The following is a 14,455-nucleotide window of genomic DNA, read 5'->3' as shown; positions in this document are numbered from 1 at the left end:
GTCAGCGCGCAGATATTTTGGAGTATCAAGCGTTCTGGCTAGGCAGCGTGTCAGGCGACAATCAGAGAAAGCTCTGCGGATCGATGTCGACGCTCAGGCGCAAGTCCCCTGTCAGGCGCAGAGGTGCGATCCAGCGGGCAATGGCATCCTGAATGGGCGCGCCCTTGTCCGCCTTGACCAAGAGCCGCACCCGGTGGCGTCCGCGAATGCGCGCGATAGGGGCTGGCGCGGGCCCAAACACCTGCGCGCCAATCTGGCGAAGAGGACCGTCGTTGCGCGCCAGGGCGTTTCCCAGGTCAAAGACTGCCGCCACATCTGGCCCCGACAGCACAATCCCTGCCATACGGCCATAAGGCGGCACACCAGCGGCCTGCCGTTCCGCCGCCTCGGCTGACCAGAACCCGTTCTCGTCCCCCGACAGGATCGCGCGGATCACCGGATGCTCGGGCTGGAACGTCTGCAGCAGCGCCTGACCCGGCTTTTCGGCCCGACCCGCACGCCCCGCGACCTGCCGCATCAGTTGGAAGGTGCGCTCGGCGGCACGCAGATCCGAGCCCTGTAGGCCCAGATCAGCGTCGATCACGCCCACCAAGGTCAGGTTGGGGAAGTTGTGCCCCTTGGCCACCAGCTGCGTTCCGATGATGATGTCGGCCTCGCCCTCGGCAATCTCTTCAATCTTGGCCTTGAGTGCACGGGCCGAGCCGAACATGTCCGAACTGAGCGTTACAATCCTGGCATCTGGGAACGCCTCCAGTGCTTCTTCAGCCAGCCGTTCGATGCCTGGTCCCACTGGGGCGAGTTTGCCTTCGACCTCACACGAGGGGCATTTGTCCGGCATCGGTTTGGTCTCGCCGCACTGGTGGCACATCAGGCGCTTGAGAAAGCGATGTTCAACCATGCGTGCATCGCAGTTGTCGCAGCCAATCTGATGGCCGCAGGCCCGGCAGATTGTCACCGGCGCATAACCTCGACGATTGATGAACAAGAGCGACTGCTCGCCCTTGGCGCGCCGGTCCTCGACGGCCTGCCGCAAGGTGGGAGAGATCCAGGTGCTGGCAGGCATGCTTTCGGCCCGCATGTCGATGGTGCGCATCTCAGGCATGACCGAAGGGCCAAACCGCGAGGTCAGCTCGATCTTGTCGTATTTGCCTGCGTCCGCATTGGCCCAGCTTTCCAGCGACGGCGTGGCACTGGCCAGCACCACCCGCGCGCCGCACATGGCCGCGCGCAGCACTGCCATGTCGCGGGCGTTGTACGTGACTCCATCTTCTTGTTTGTAAGACGTGTCGTGTTCTTCATCCACGATGATCAGGCCAAGGTGGCGGAACGGCAGAAACAGCGACGAGCGCGCGCCAACCACCACCTGCGCGTCCCCCTGCCCCACCATGCGCCAGACCCGGCGACGTTCCGTCATCGTAACGCCCGAGTGCCATTCGGCTGGCCGCGCGCCAAACCGAGCCTCGATCCGGGTCAGGAATTCGGCGGTCAAAGCGATCTCGGGCAGCAGCACGAGGGCTTGTTTGCCAAGGCGCAGACATTCGGCGACGGCCTCAAGATAGACCTCTGTCTTGCCAGAACCGGTCACGCCCTTGAGCAGCGTTGTGCCGTACTTCTGGGATTGCAGTCCAGCACGCAGGGTTTCGGCGGCAGTGGCTTGGTCGTCGCTCAAGTCCTTGCTTGGCAGGTCGGGGTCCAGATGCGGATAGGGAAGATCGCGAGGACTGTCCTCCTCTCGGACCACACCTTGTTTGACCAGCCCCTTGACAACTGTCGGAGTCACCCCGGCCATATCCGCCAGTTCCCTGAGCGTGAACGACAAGCCGCCGTATTCGCGCAGCACCTCGAGCACGCGGCGGCGGGCGTCGGTCTGACGATCTGGCTCTCCTTCACCCAGGCGATAAACCTTGCGCATGGATTGCGGATCACCCAAGCCCGGCGTGCGGGTGGCCAGCCGCAGCATCATCGACATGGGCGTCAGCGTGTAATCCGCAGCACGGCCCAGAAACACCCGCATCTCGTCCCGCATGGGGGCCACGTCGAGCACCCGGATGACAGAGCGAATCCTGGACCGGTCGAAATCTCCCTGTCCCGGCCCCCAGACAACGCCCATCACCTTGCGGGGACCAAGCGGGACCTCGACAAAGGCGCCCCGAAAACAGCCGCCTTCGGGCGCCTTGTAATCCAGAAGCCGATCAAGGGGTTGCGTGGTCAGAACAGCAACCAGATCACCTTGGTCGAAATACTCTGGATCGTGCACGGATCACCTTTCGTGGGCCAGGGGTTTCAGTGGGTCCCTTCATGAGGTAAAGGCATCCGGGACAGAGGCCAACCCATCAAAGGACTGCCCCCATGAAATTCTTCGTTGATACCGCCGAGATCGACGCCATTGCCGAGCTGAACGACCTGGGCATGGTGGACGGTGTGACCACCAACCCCTCGCTGATCAAGAAATCCGGTCGCGATATTATCGAGGTCACCAAAGAAATCTGTGATCTGGTCGACGGCCCCGTATCGGCCGAGGTCACCGCAACAGACGCCGAGACGATGATCGCCGAAGGCCGCAAGCTGGTCGAGATTGCTGAAAACATCGCCGTCAAAGTGCCGCTGACCTGGGACGGTCTGAAGGCCTGTAAAACGCTGACCGACGATGGTCACATGGTCAACGTGACGCTCTGCTTCTCGGCCAACCAGGCGCTGCTGGCGGCCAAGGCGGGCGCGAGCTTCATCTCGCCGTTCATCGGTCGGCTGGATGACATCAACCTCGACGGCATGGAGATCATCGAGGACATCCGCACCATCTATGACAACTTCGGGTTTGAGACCGAAATCCTGGCGGCGTCGATCCGTTCGGTGAACCACATCCTAGACAGCGCCCGCATCGGCGCCGACGTGATCACCGCCCCGCCTGCCGTGATCAAGGCGATGGTGAACCACCCGCTGACCGACAAAGGCCTCGATGCCTTCCTGGCGGACATCAAAGCCGCCGACATCAAGATCCTCTGACTTCGGCGGGCGGGGCACTCCCGCCCTCTGTTGCTCGATCAAAGATCTAGCGCCTCCGGTTGGGCCGGGCAGCGCGCCTGCGGCGCGCTGCGGTTGCGCCAAGTCACTACTGGATCGATCAAAACTCCTACCGCGCCGCGCAAAGCGCGGCGCCGGGCCCAACGGGAGGGGCCAGATCTTGGATCTGGTGCCACCGGGCGGGAGCCCCCCTTTGCCGCTCCGGTGGTAAACCGCGCACAAGTCTCGACATTTTGACAGGCCAGTTGATTTTTCCGCACCAAACCCGCATTCACATGCTATAAACCGGCCCAACACATAAACGAGGCTAGAATGAGCAGCAGCCCGAAACTGGAAAACGCCCTGCGCGAGGTGATCATCGCCAAGCCCGATACCGTGCTTGACGACAAGGACCTGATGCATGCGCTTGTCGCCGCCAACGAGCGCGCGATGGGGGGCAATATTGTCGATCTGCGTGGCATCGCCATGGAACGGCTCGAGGCACGGTTGGACCGGCTGGAGGACACCCACCGCTCTGTCATCGCCGCAGCCTACGAAAATCTGGCGGGCACAAATCAGGTTCACCGGGCTATCCTGCGCATGATGGATCCCACCGACTTTGAAACCTTCCTCAAGGACCTGGGTGGAGAAGTTGCCGAGATCCTGCGCGTGGATGCGATCACCTTGGTGCTGGAATCTGTGCAGAACGACAACGATCCTGCGATCCATCGTTTAGGGGACGTCCTGAGCATTGCTGAACCCGGTTTCATCGAAAACTATCTGACCAACGGGCGCAACACCAGCGCGCGTCAGGTCACTCTGCGGCAGTTGCAAAGTGCCTCGACCCAGATCTACGGCCCCCGCGCCGACTGGATCCGGTCCGAGGCTTGCCTCAAACTCGACTTCGGCAATGGCCGCCTGCCCGGCATGTTGGCCATGGGGGCCGAGGACCCGCACCAGTTTACCCCGCAGCAGGGCACCGATCTGCTCTCGTTCTTTGCGGGCGTGTTTGAGCGGTCGATGCGCCACTGGCTGTCATGAGCCTCATCTCTCCGGCTTGCCGCGATGCGCTCCAGTCTTGGCTGGATGCGCAGAAATCGCTGATGGGCCGGTCCGAGAACACGATTACGGCCTATCAGGGGGACGTCACCGAGTTCCTGTCGTTCATGACGTTGCACCACGGCGAACCCCAGGGCCTCAAGCCATTGGAAAAGATCACGGTCAGCGACATGCGCTCGTGGATGGCGCATGTGCGCAGTGATGGCGTAGGGGCCCGGTCGCTGGCCCGCAAACTGTCGGCGGTCAAAAGCTTCTACAAGTGGCTTGCCGAGCGTGAAGGGTTTGAACCTACCGCCGTTTTGTCGACCCGCGCCCCCAAATTCCAGCGCAAGTTGCCCCGCCCATTGCCGCAGGAGGCAGCCAAGGCGATGATCGAAACGGTCGAGCTCCAGTCGATGTCCGATTGGGTCGCAGCGCGCGATGTCGCTGTCGTCACGCTGCTTTATGGCTGCGGCCTGCGCATTTCCGAGGCGCTGTCGCTGCAAGGCAAGGACGCCCCCCTGCCCAGGAGCTTGCGCATCTTCGGCAAGGGCAACAAGGAACGTGTGGTGCCGGTGATCGACGCCGCCCGCGACGCGGTCGAGACATATCTGCGCTTATGTCCGCACGCCAAGGACCCGGACGCACCTTTGTTTCGCGGCGTGCGGGGTGGGGCACTGTCGCCGCGCGCCATTCAAGGCGCCATGGCCAAGGCGCGGATGCAGTTGGGCCTGCCTGCAACGGCGACGCCGCACGCCATGCGCCACAGCTTTGCCACCCATCTGCTGGAAGCAGGCGGTGACCTGCGCGCAATCCAAGAGCTGTTGGGGCATGCTTCGCTGTCCACCACGCAAGCCTATACCGCCGTGGATACGAAGCATCTGATGGACATCTACAACCGCACACACCCCAAGGCGTGACACGTTTTACCGATGGTCAGGGATTCCTTCCCTTGCAGCCATTCTCAGGGACCAAACGTTTGCAGTCCGACGCGTTTTCCGCCATGAGAGACACATGACACCGCAGTTCAAAGCTCTCTCCGTCCACCTGCTGACAGCCACCGGCGCCGTCTTTGCGATGCTGGCCATGTTGGCCGCCGTTGACCTCAAATGGGACCTGATGTTCCTATGGTTGGTCGTCGCCTTCTTTGTCGATGGCATTGATGGTCCGTTGGCCCGAAAGTACAACGTCAAAACCAATGCACCCGAGTTCGATGGCGTGCTGCTTGATCTGATCATCGACTATCTCACTTATGTCTTCATCCCAGCATTTGCCCTGTTCAAATCCGGCCTCATGGATGGCTGGACGGGCTGGTTTGCGATCATCGTCATCACCTTTGCCAGTGCGATGTATTTCGCCGACACGCGAATGAAGACCAAGGACAATTCCTTTTCCGGTTTTCCCGGCTGCTGGAACATGCTGGTGCTGGTGATCTTTGCGCTGGAACCCAATTTCTGGGTCAGCCTCGGCCTGGTGACGACCCTGGCCATCGCGATGTTCCTGCCCCTCAAATTCATCCACCCGGTGCGCACCGAACGCTGGCGTCCATTAAGCCTGTCGATGGCGCTGGCGTGGACGTTCTTTGCCGGTTGGGCAGCTTGGGTCGATTTCCACCCTGAAAGCTGGGCTCATTGGGGTCTGATTGTCACCAGTTGTTATTTGCTGGTGGCTGGCATTGCGCAACAGCTGATCCCCGTACGCAACGCCTGATCCTCAAAGTACATCGTCGATGACAAAGCTGCGGCCGTTGTGCTCAAAGCTTTCACCTGCCTTGGCGCCAACCATCGCTTTGTAGATCGGGCTTTGCGGGGAAATACCCATATAGGTCACCCCGTCCACCTCGAACCGCGCAGTGGATACGGCGACGATGAAGTTGCGCCTGTTGAACGACACCAGCGATCCCGGCCCAACCGTGTCGGTCAGCGAAAAATCCATGTTCTCGATCACATCGACCTTGGCATGATGGGTCTGCACCGGCGTATCAAAGGCCGCGGCCAGATCCGCGTTTTCCCGCGCGGCCACTTGATCGTCCTTGTCGTGGGTTTCACGCTCATCCATCTGACTGTCTTGCAGGAACGCCTCGTAATGCGCGATAGCTGTGGCCAGCTCGGCCTCTTCCATCGACAGAAGTTTGTCGTGAACGGCCTGTTTCAACGCAGCGCGATCCGTGGTCATGGCGGTCTCCTTGAGATTTGTTCGGGCATAATGTGCTGTATTCCAACCCTATCTTGCCTTGATCCAAATCAGATGAGCAAGCCCGCGGCGCCCTCGTGTCTGAGCAGGGCCACCTTCATCTCGACCCCGCCCTTGCCGGAAAACCCGGTCAGACCCCTGGCACCCATCACGCGGTGGCAGGGAATGATAACCGGGATCGGGTTGCCGCCGCAGCCCTGCCCAACGGATTGCGCCGAATAGCCCAGGTCCTTGGCCAACTCGCCATAGGTGCGGGTATAGCCGAACGGGATGGCCAGCATTGCGTCACAGACATCGCGCTGCATTTGCGAGCCTTCCACCCTGAGCGGCAAATCAAAGGTTTCCAACTGGCCTGAGTCATAGGCAGCCATCTGCTTCGCCGCCTCGGTCAGAAGCGGGGTAATCTCGCCCTGATCCTCGCCATCCCAATCCAGCTTGGTAATGGCACCATCCTCCTCGACGATCCCAAGGCGTCCAAATTGTGTATCAACGGCTATCATCGGCATGGCGACAGGGTTCCAGAAGCTCAGGCCGGACACAAGTCACTTTTGTTTCAGACGCAAGGCCCGCACCGTGTTTGGGCGATCCATAAGAGCGTCATAGCCGGTTGTATCTTCGGCCATCAACAGCGCATTGAGGATCGCTTCTTCTGCCGCTTCGATCACCGCCTCGAACAGCGGCGAGCAGGCATCGTTGGACAAAACCTCGCCGCTGCTCACCGAAAACGCCAGGGCATAGTCGCCCGATCCGTTCGACAGGGCCGATCCGATGCGGGCGAGCCCCGCAAAGCTGCGGGTCGCCAAGCGGGTCAGGTTGCGAGCGCACAGCGGCGCGTCCGTCGCGATGATCAAGACGATGGAACCGTCGGCATCAGCCTCGGACGTTTCGGACAAATCGCAGCCGTCCACGCGCAGGGTTCCGCCAAAGTTGGACTGCACCAGCACGCCCAGGCGATGATCGCCCACAACACGTGATGAGTTGCCAATTCCCCCCTTCAAACCAAACGAGATTGTACCGGTCCCGGCCCCAACGCAGCCTTCCGCCACCGGCCCGCCGGTTGCCGTGTCGAGCGCCTGGCGCATTTCACCAATGGTGGGACGAGCGGCGCGGATGTCGTTCAGGCGACCATCGTTGGTTTCGCCCACAACGGCGTTGATCGAAGTGACCAGTTCGTTGCCGGGCTGCGCCAATGTGCGCTGCACCAGCGCCTCGACCCCGCGACCAACGGCCAGTGTATTGGTCAAAAGAATGGGCGTTTCCAGCTCGCCCAACTCCTGCACCTGCGTGGCACCCGCGAACTTGCCGAAGCCGTTCAAGACCGAAAGCCCGGCGCGGGGGCGTTCCGCGAACACATTGCCGGGGTGCGGCAGGATGGCGGTCGCACCGGTTCGGGTGCGCGCGCCTTCGTTCAAGGTGACGTGACCAACAGCCACCTGCCCAATGTCCGTGATCGCGTTCAGCGGACCGGGCGGAAATCGCCCGATCGTCAGCCCTAGATCACGGGCGCGCGGCATCTCAGCTCAGCGCCTCGTCACAACGACCGCAGACACCCGCGTGACTGTGGCCACCCACATCGGGCAGGATTTTCCAGCAGCGCTGACACTTGGCACCATCGGCCTTTTCGAACACCACCGATACCCCGTCGATTTCCGGCACACGGAACGCCTCCGCCGGGGATGGATCGCCGGTGATGGTCAGGCCCGAGGTGATGCACAGATCATTCGCATCGAACGTTGTCAGCAGGTCTCGGGTGTCCTTGTCTTCCACATGCACCACCGGCGCGGCCTCAAGGCTGGATCCGATCACCTTTTCCCGACGCTGGAGTTCCAGCGAGGCGGTCACGGCACGGCGGACGCGGCGTACCTTGGACATGGCCTCTTCCAACTCGGCATTGCGCCAAGCGGCCGGTGTTTCGGGGAAGTCGACCAGATGGACCGAGCTGTCATCGCCCGGGAACCGCTCCAGCCAGACCTCTTCCATGGTGAAGACCAGGACCGGCGCGAGCCATGTGGTCAAGCGGTGGAACAGGATGTCCAGAACCGTGCGGGCCGAGCGGCGGCGCAGGGTGTCGCCGTCGCAGTACAGCGCGTCCTTGCGGATGTCGAAGTAGAAGGCCGAAAGGTCCACGGTGGCAAAGTTGAACACTGCGCTGAACACGCCTTGGAAGTCGAACTTGGCATAGCCCTCGCGCACTTGCGCATCCAGCTCGGTCAAACGGCTCAGCACCCAACGTTCCAGACGCGGCATATCCTCGGGCGCAACGCGGTCGGCCTCGGTGAAATCAGCCAGCGAGCCCAGCATGTAACGCATGGTGTTGCGCAGACGGCGATAGCTGTCGGCGGTGCCTTTCAGGATTTCCGGCCCGATCCGCTGGTCAGCGGTATAGTCGGTTTGGGCCACCCACAGGCGCAGGATGTCGGCACCGTACTGCTTGATGACCGCTTCCGGAACAATCGTATTGCCGAGCGATTTGGACATCTTCATGCCCTTCTCGTCCAGCGTGAAGCCGTGCGTCACCACATTGCGATAGGGCGCGCGGCCCTTGGTACCGCAAGCCTGTAGCAGCGACGAGTGGAACCACCCGCGGTGCTGGTCGGTGCCTTCCATGTAAACGTCGGCGATACCGTCCTCGGTCCCATCTTCGCGGTCACGCAGAACAAAGGCGTGGGTCGAGCCAGAGTCGAACCACACGTCGAGCACGTCGAACACCTGATCATAGTCATCGGGGTTGGCGATGCCATCGAGCACCTTGGCCTTGAACCCATCCTCGTACCAGACATCGGCGCCGTGCTCTTTGAACTCGGCCTTGATGCGGGCGTTGAGGTCTGCATTTCGCAGCAGGTAATCGGCGTCGGTCGGCAGCGCGCCTTTTTTGGTGAAGCAGGTGAGCGGCACGCCCCAGGCGCGTTGACGCGACAGAACCCAATCAGGGCGATCCTCGATCATCGAGAACAGGCGGTTGCGGCCACGCTGCGGGGTCCATTTCACCAGTTCGTCGATCGAGCGCAGGGCGCGTTCACGGATGCTGTCGCCCATCTCGCCCATGCCATCGTCCAGCTTGCGATCCACGCTGGCAAACCACTGCGGCGTGTTGCGATAGATGATCGGTGCTTTCGACCGCCACGAGTGCGGATAGCTGTGCTTGATCTTGCCACGCGCCAGCAACCCGCCAACCTCGACCAGCTTGTCGATGACGGTCTTGTTGGCGTCACCCTCCCCGCCCTTGCGGGACAGGATGAACTTGCCACCAAAGAACGGCAGATCAGCGCGGAACGAGCCGTCGTCCATCACGTTGTAGGTGATGACCTGCTCCAACATGCCCAGATCGCGGTAGAGTTCGAATTCTTCCATCCCGTGGGACGGCGCGCAGTGCACAAAACCGGTGCCTTCGGTGTCGGTCACGAAATCAGCGGCGCGGAAGTCGCGGATATCGTCCCATTCGCCGTTGCCACCCTCGGCACCATGCAGCGGGTGCGCCAGACCGACGCCTTCCAGATCAGCCGCAGGCACATCGGCAACTCGGGTCCACTGGTCGTCGTCCAGACGAGCCCGGCGGAACACATCCGCCGCCAGATTGTCGGCCAGGATGTATTTGTCGCCAACATCGACCCAGCATTCGTCCGGCGTGCCGGTCACTTCGTACAGGCCGTAAGCGATATCCTGACCAAAAACGACCGCCTTGTTCGACGGGATGGTCCAAGGCGTCGTGGTCCAGATCACGACATGCGCGCCCGCCAGCTTGTGATCAGCAGGTTCAGCAACCTTGAACTTCACCCAGATGGTGAAGCTTTCCTTGTCGTGATACTCCACCTCGGCCTCGGCCAGGGCGGTCTTTTCGATGGGTGACCACATGACGGGCTTGGAGCCTTGGTACAAAGTCCCGTTCATCAGGAACTTCATGAACTCATCCGCGATCACCGCCTCGGCGTCAAAGGCCATGGTCAGATACGGATCGGCCCAGTTGCCGGTGATACCGAGGCGTTTGAACTCTTCGCGCTGGATGCCCACCCATTCATCGGCAAAGGCGCGGCATTCGCGGCGGAAGTCCACCACGTTCACTTCGTCCTTGTTCTTGCCCTTCTTGCGGTACTGTTCTTCGATCTTCCATTCGATCGGCAGACCGTGACAATCCCAGCCCGGCACATAGCGCGCGTCGTGGCCCATCATCTGGTGTGAGCGCACGATCATGTCCTTGATGGTCTTGTTCAGGGCGTGACCGATGTGCAGGTGACCGTTCGCATAGGGGGGGCCATCGTGCAGGATGAAGGGCGTGCGGCCCTCTTTCTCGCGCAGGCGGTCATACACGCCGATCTTTTCCCAGCGTTCCAGCCATGCGGGCTCGCGCTTGGGCAAGCCTGCGCGCATGGGGAAATCGGTTTTCGGCAGGTTCAACGTGTCTTTGTATTCAGGCGTATCGGTTGTCTTGTCGGAGCACATGTGTGGCGTCCTTTGGATGTCGTCTGGCGTTTGTGTCGAAGCGGTCGGTGCGAATTCTCAAGCACCTTTGCCCGGCGTCTCAAAGGGTCAGAGCGCCGGGGATATAATTCGAATAATGATGAGGCTCAGATGGCTCATGAGGGCCTTATAGGCCCCAGTTCCAGCGCCGTAAAGCGCCGACATGTGAAGGATCGACGCAGGCCTTGCCGATTCAGCTTGCAGGCGAGTGACGCTAAAGATAGTCAGCACCGACAACAAACTGAGAGACATAATGAATAACTTAATTTCTTTACCTGTAACGGCCGCTCTTGTGCTGAGCATTGGCGGATGCTCGGTGCCTCAAACAGGCGGCATCGGCGGCGGGGGGCCGTCCTCGGGCCTCACGATGACGGCCGAAGGCAAGACCAAAGAACCATTGGCATTTCTTCCCACCGAGATCAAATTGTCGAGCGGTGAACTCAACGACACTGAAGCAAACCGTAAATCAGCGAACTGTGCACTTGCCAGTTCGGCATTCACGGCTCAGACAAAAATTCCGGCAAAGCTGAGCCTGCCATCCTACGGCAAATCCACCCCTGAGATGACCATCACCTGCGATATTGATGGTGACACCGTCACACAGAAAGTAAAGCCTGTGAACCTGACTGTTCAAGCCTATCAGGCACAGGCAGCGGGCCATATGCTCGTTGGGTTCGGGCTTGTCGGCGCCGCCGTCAGCGGTGCCCAGTCCGCCAATCGGGACAAATCGAAAGACGTTTGGGGGTATTCCAACGTCATTCAGATCCAATACTGATGTAAAAGCTGGCAAGCGATATTACGCTTGCCAACTTCTTTGACGATATCAGGCGTCGGATTTGGCAAACAACCCACTCAGCGCGCCTTTGATGATGCCCCGCACCGACGGGCGGTGGCGGCCCGAGAAGGGTAGCGGGCGGCAGACTTCCATCGCGGCGACGCCGACGCGAGCGCTCAACGCTCCGTTGACCAGCCCCTCGCCAAAGCGGCGGGACAGCTTGCTCAGGATCGAGCCACCCAAAATGGGTTCTAACAGATCATCGCCAACAGCAACCGCCCCTGTAGCCACCAGGTGAGAGAACACCGCGCGAGTCAGGCGCCAGCTGCCAAAGAACCCGGCCTGCCCGCCATAGATCTCGGCCACACGCCGGATCATGCGCAGCGAGGCGGCCAGCGCGGTGAGCACATCTGCCAATGCCAAGGGAACCAGCGCCGTGACGGTGGCGACCTGACGCGCGGCGGCCTCGACCTCGGCCTTTGCCGCAGCATCCAGCGGCGCCAGCATCTCTTCCTCGACCAGAGCCAAAAGGCCAGAGGCATCGAATTGTTCGTCCATCCGCTCGATCACGCGGTCCCGGCCCCACCGCACATCATCCCGATCTCGATAAAAGGCCAAGAGCCGTTTCGATAGGTCCTTGGCCTGGTTCAACTCACCACTCGCGAGGGCCTCATCCGCAGCGCGGCGCAAGCCATCGACGCGGGACAGACGGCCAATGGCGGCCAATTCCTTGATGACAATCACCAAGGTGACCAGAACCAGCGCGCCCATCAGCCCGGTCACCGCCCACCCCAAAACCGGCACTCGCGCGATCAAAGAGGTCACGAAATCCCAGGCCGCGACGGAAACCACCGCGCCCAGAACCGATAAGGCCAAGGCCCAAAACCATTTGGCCAAACGCGAGGGTTTACGCGTTGCCACTTTGGCGGCCATCTGCATGGCCTGCCCTGTCGGTGCTGCGATATCCGGCACTGGCGGCGCATCCGTCACGGACGCGGCAGGTTCTTGTTCAAGGTCGATGACGACCGGGCCCTTGGTCATACGCTTGGTTCTTTCTTGTCTGCCTTGGTCCATAGGTAGGTAACATCGGGCAGGTTTTCATCATTGTCCGACCCATCGCTGCGCGCGGTTTCCACAAACCCCTCGCGCCGATAGAACCGTTGCGCACCCCGGTTGGCCTCGAAGGTTTTCAGCTCCAATCGGTCACAGACGGATTTGGCGGTGGCCAAGAGTTGCGGTCCGATCCCACGACGGCGCCCGCGACGGGACATGTAGAGCGAGCAGATTTCCTCTCCATCGCGCGCCATGAACCCTTCGACCTGCCCGTCAACCTCGGCCACGGTGACCCATCCCCGGTCGATCATCGTGCCACAGAAGCTGATGGTCTCGGCCAGCGAATGCAAATCGGGCATCCAGTCATTGTCCTGCGAAAACTGATGCAGGATTTGTCCGGTCGTGCCTGCGTCCGTGGGTCTGGCGGGGCGGAGTGTGACCATCACAACCTGTCCCCGAACAGGAACTGCGCGGCGCGATCCAGGCGGATGTGTGGCGGTCCGTCGCCGGGTTTCAGTGTCAGTGCTGCCGGTGCAAAGGCCATCGCCTGATAATCGCCATCCAACCAGCCCTCGGCCCCATCGCGCGCAGGTTTCAGCAGATGCGCCGGATCGTCGGGCAAAGCACCCGGATACAGCGCGGCTTGCTTGCCGGTCTCCAGCAGCGTGCCTCGCACACACGGCAGATCTTGCCCGTTGTGGGTGTGCATCTCTTCGGTTGTGGCCCGCAGCGCGGCCAGCGATAGCGCCGCCGTCTCGGCCCCTGCAAACTGCGCGCGATCGCGGGCATCGCGGGTCAGCGCCTCCATGATGCCGGTGAGTTGCGGGTGCTGCAGGTGGTGCAGATGATCGGCCTTGGTCGCCGCAAACAGGATCTTTTCGACCCGCTTGCCCATCAGCAGGCTGGTGAGCCAGGCATTGCGCCCAGGCCGAAAGCTCTTGAGGATATCCGCCAGGGCATGGCGCATGTCTTCGACCGCCTTTGGCCCTTTGCTGATGGCCCCGAGCGTGTCGACCAGCACAACCTGTCGGTCGATGCGCGAGAAATGATCGCGGAAGAAGGGTTTGACCACTTGCGCCTTGTACGCCTCGAACCGGCGTTCCATTTCACGGTGCAGGCTGCGGCGAACGGATGATCCCTGCACGGTCAGCGGCGCGAAGGTCAGCACCGGAGAGCCCGCCAGATCCCCCGGCAACAGGAAACGTCCCGGTGTGCAATCGTAGTACCCTGTGTCGCGCGCGGCGTTCAGGTAGGCGGCAAAGCTTTGCGCCAGGGATTGCGCCAAAGGTTCGTCATGCGCCGCCTCAGCGTCGATCCCCGCCAGCGCGCTCATGTAATCCGCAGCACAGCGCCGATCCGCGATCCGCTCCAACGTCTCGCGCGACCAATCGTCAAAGCTGCGGTCCAGCAGGGCCAGATCCAGCAGCCATTCACCGGGGTAATCCACGATGTCCAAATGCACGGTACGCGGCCCCTGCAAGCCCGACAGCAAGCCGGTGGGTCGCACCCTCAGCGACAGGCGCAGCTCAGAGATTGCGCGGGTGCTGTCCGGCCAATGGGGGGACGGGCCGGTTAGCGCGCCCAGATGGGTTTCATAGTCGAACCGTGGAACGGTGTCGTCTGGTTGGGGTTGCAGATAAGCGGCTTCGATCCGGCCCTCTTGCGCGGCGACCAGACCCGGCATCCGGCCCCGATCCAGCAGGTTGGCAACCAGCGAGGTAATGAACACCGTTTTTCCTGAGCGCGCGAGGCCGGTAACGCCCAAGCGAATGACCGGTTCAAACAGCGCCTCGGACACCGTGTCGCCGACATTTTCGACGCTGCGCACCACGCGATCCGCCAGAGATGAGATGACCAAACTTATGTCCTGCCCAAATTGCTTTGCCCCAAGATAGGGAGCCGCCCCCGCCCTGACTAGACTTGTCGCACAAGGCGCGCTAC

Annotated in this window: 13 protein-coding genes; 5 read left to right on the top strand and 8 right to left on the bottom strand. The window is 61.5% G+C overall.

From position 1 onward, the window contains the following. Positions 1-61: 61 nt before the first annotated feature. A complete protein-coding gene (locus TRM7615_RS08395) occupies positions 62-2,257 on the bottom strand; it encodes a primosomal protein N' (protein ID WP_108786446.1) in 2,196 nt (731 codons plus the stop codon). 92 nt (positions 2,258-2,349) lie between these two features. Between TRM7615_RS08395 and fsa the strand changes: the two genes are divergently transcribed. The 4 genes from fsa to TRM7615_RS08375 all read left to right on the top strand — a co-directional run bounded on the left by fsa (position 2,350) and on the right by TRM7615_RS08375 (position 5,748). Further along, on the top strand, positions 2,350-3,003 hold the full coding sequence (gene fsa, locus TRM7615_RS08390; protein ID WP_108786445.1) for a fructose-6-phosphate aldolase: 654 nt from the start codon (positions 2,350-2,352) through the stop codon (positions 3,001-3,003). A gap of 330 nt (positions 3,004-3,333) precedes the next feature. Continuing rightward, positions 3,334-4,041: a DUF484 family protein gene (locus tag TRM7615_RS08385; protein WP_108786444.1), complete on the top strand. Its 708-nt coding sequence runs from the start codon at positions 3,334-3,336 to the stop codon at positions 4,039-4,041. Beyond that, on the top strand, positions 4,038-4,958 hold the full coding sequence (locus tag TRM7615_RS08380) for a tyrosine recombinase XerC (protein WP_108786443.1): 921 nt from the start codon (positions 4,038-4,040) through the stop codon (positions 4,956-4,958). The genes TRM7615_RS08385 and TRM7615_RS08380 overlap by 4 nt, the downstream gene beginning before the upstream one ends. 94 nt (positions 4,959-5,052) lie before the next feature. Beyond that, complete coding sequence (locus TRM7615_RS08375) at positions 5,053-5,748, top strand: CDP-alcohol phosphatidyltransferase family protein (RefSeq protein ID WP_108786442.1); 696 nt, start codon at positions 5,053-5,055, stop codon at positions 5,746-5,748. 3 nt (positions 5,749-5,751) lie between these two features. On the opposite strand, the gene TRM7615_RS08370 is transcribed toward TRM7615_RS08375, so the two are convergent. The 4 genes from TRM7615_RS08370 to ileS all read right to left on the bottom strand — a co-directional run bounded on the left by TRM7615_RS08370 (position 5,752) and on the right by ileS (position 10,668). After that, positions 5,752-6,213 carry a hypothetical protein gene (locus TRM7615_RS08370; RefSeq protein ID WP_108786441.1) on the bottom strand — a complete coding sequence of 154 codons (462 nt, stop codon included), beginning with the start codon at positions 6,211-6,213 and terminating at the stop codon, positions 5,752-5,754. Between the two features lie 68 nt (positions 6,214-6,281). Beyond that, entirely contained in the window at positions 6,282-6,737 is a 456-nt protein-coding gene (locus TRM7615_RS08365; RefSeq protein WP_108786499.1) for a methylated-DNA--[protein]-cysteine S-methyltransferase, read from the bottom strand. Positions 6,738-6,773: 36 nt separating this feature from the next. Next, the gene (locus tag TRM7615_RS08360) at positions 6,774-7,745 is read right to left on the bottom strand and encodes a P1 family peptidase (RefSeq protein ID WP_108786440.1); all 972 of its coding nucleotides are present in this window, start codon (positions 7,743-7,745) and stop codon (positions 6,774-6,776) included. A 1-nt stretch (position 7,746) separates the two neighbouring features. Next, a complete protein-coding gene (gene ileS, locus TRM7615_RS08355) occupies positions 7,747-10,668 on the bottom strand; it encodes an isoleucine--tRNA ligase (protein ID WP_108786439.1) in 2,922 nt (973 codons plus the stop codon). A 226-nt stretch (positions 10,669-10,894) separates the two neighbouring features. On the opposite strand from ileS, the gene TRM7615_RS08345 reads away from it, so the two are divergent. Next, positions 10,895-11,461: a hypothetical protein gene (locus TRM7615_RS08345; RefSeq protein WP_165821391.1), complete on the top strand. Its 567-nt coding sequence runs from the start codon at positions 10,895-10,897 to the stop codon at positions 11,459-11,461. A gap of 48 nt (positions 11,462-11,509) precedes the next feature. Here TRM7615_RS08345 and TRM7615_RS08340 read toward each other — a convergent pair whose 3' ends face one another. From TRM7615_RS08340 to TRM7615_RS08330, 3 genes are read right to left on the bottom strand one after another with little or no spacing between them, the layout of a single operon-like run. Continuing rightward, complete coding sequence (locus tag TRM7615_RS08340) at positions 11,510-12,502, bottom strand: YcjF family protein (protein WP_108786436.1); 993 nt, start codon at positions 12,500-12,502, stop codon at positions 11,510-11,512. Next, complete coding sequence (locus TRM7615_RS08335) at positions 12,499-12,957, bottom strand: GNAT family N-acetyltransferase (RefSeq protein ID WP_306417722.1); 459 nt, start codon at positions 12,955-12,957, stop codon at positions 12,499-12,501. Before TRM7615_RS08335 ends, TRM7615_RS08340 begins: the two co-directional genes overlap by 4 nt. Then, positions 12,957-14,372, bottom strand: a complete 1,416-nt coding sequence (locus TRM7615_RS08330) for a YcjX family GTP-binding protein (protein ID WP_108786434.1) — start codon at positions 14,370-14,372, stop codon at positions 12,957-12,959. The genes TRM7615_RS08335 and TRM7615_RS08330 overlap by 1 nt, the downstream gene beginning before the upstream one ends. Positions 14,373-14,455 lie beyond the last annotated feature (83 nt).

It is taken from the genome of Falsiruegeria mediterranea M17 (genome assembly GCF_900302455.1).
Taxonomy (GTDB): domain Bacteria; phylum Pseudomonadota; class Alphaproteobacteria; order Rhodobacterales; family Rhodobacteraceae; genus Falsiruegeria; species Falsiruegeria mediterranea.
This window is presented reverse-complemented; position numbering and strand designations above follow the sequence as displayed.